The organism is Candidatus Darwinibacter acetoxidans (genome assembly GCF_041936445.1).
Classification (GTDB): Bacteria; Bacillota; Limnochordia; order Darwinibacteriales; family Darwinibacteriaceae; genus DTU010.
In genome coordinates, this window is record NZ_JBHGXH010000168.1 from 1 (window position 1) to 1,188 (window position 1,188).

The 1,188-nt window shown below is 55.9% G+C and carries 2 protein-coding genes; both read right to left on the bottom strand.

Annotated elements, in window-relative coordinates:
- Positions 1-165: 165 nt before the first annotated feature.
- Entirely contained in the window at positions 166-819 is a 654-nt protein-coding gene (locus ACE4YL_RS06325) for a hypothetical protein (RefSeq protein WP_461369387.1), read from the bottom strand.
- A gap of 161 nt (positions 820-980) precedes the next feature.
- Positions 981-1,188: hypothetical protein (locus ACE4YL_RS06330; protein ID WP_461369388.1), on the bottom strand; the 208-nt coding region annotated here is incomplete at its 5' end.

A 1,188-nucleotide genomic window follows, 5' to 3' on the forward strand; every position in this document is an offset into this window, starting at 1 on the left:
GGACGTAGTGTTCTCCACACTTGCAAACCGGGGCGAGCAACGCATCCCCGACGCGGGCCTCCGATAGATGTTCTAGGTCATCCCTGAAACACCTGTAACACACTGCCATTCTCTTCTCCTCCTTCCTTTCTGCCGGGATTAACGGCTCCCGGCGGGCCGGATTTTCTACCAGGTGTGATTCCGCTCGGTTTTCACGCTACCGTCCGGCATAGCGTACTGGCAGCAAATATCCAGTGAGCATTCTTCGCGAGGATCGCTGCAGTCCTCGGTCCACCGCTTCAGCAGGACCGGCTCCCCGGTCTCCCGCGCCTCGTCAAACTTGGCCTTCCGCTCCTGGTCTGCGGCAGCCTTCTGCGCTTCTGCCGCTTCCCGGGCGGGGCGGGTGTATTCGACGGCCTGCGAATATGTGAATTCCTTACCCAGGGCCTTTACGGCCGCATCAGCCACGTGGTAGCCCCATCCGTCCACGTATTCGGCCAGCCCCAACTCCTCAAGCAGGTCAGCGGCGGCACCGAAAACTTCGTAACCGGAGAGGTATTCGCCGTCGTGATAATGCAGGGTAATTTTCAGCTCCCCGGCTTTCATCGCGCGAATTTCCTCCTGGCGCGCCGCTTCTTCGGCAGCCTTCTTCGCCTTCTCAGCCGCCCGCCTCTCGGCCGCCCGGCGCTTCAACTCAGCCATGATTTCCGACTTCAGTTCTTTCAGCTCGGCGACCTCGGCAGCGCTCGGCTTGCCGCGGACCGCCAAACCCTCCTGTCCGTTCTTGTAAGCCAGTTCGATTTTAAACTTTTTAATCAGCCCGTCGATTTTCGCCTTCATCTTGCTTCCCCCTTTCCTTTTCTAATCTAATTATAACATGCGTATACGTATAATGCAAGCATATAAATATTAAGTTTTCTTAACAATTAGGGCAAAAAAAATAGCCCCTCCGTATCCGTAGAGGGGCTGTAAGTAAAAAGGGAGTTATCTCGAAAGGGGGTTTAGCCGTGTTTGATATCGCCGAGCAGGCTCGCCAGCTCCTGCTCGATACGGTAAAGAGGGTCCGCGGTCCATCCCGCCGGGTAAAGGCTGGCCCTTAACCTGCGAACGTTACCAAGAATCGCATTTAGCCGTAGAGGGGCCTCACACCCCTCCAGATAGTCCAGGGTTTCTTTTAGGGTCAGGAATACCTTTGTAGCATGATAACGC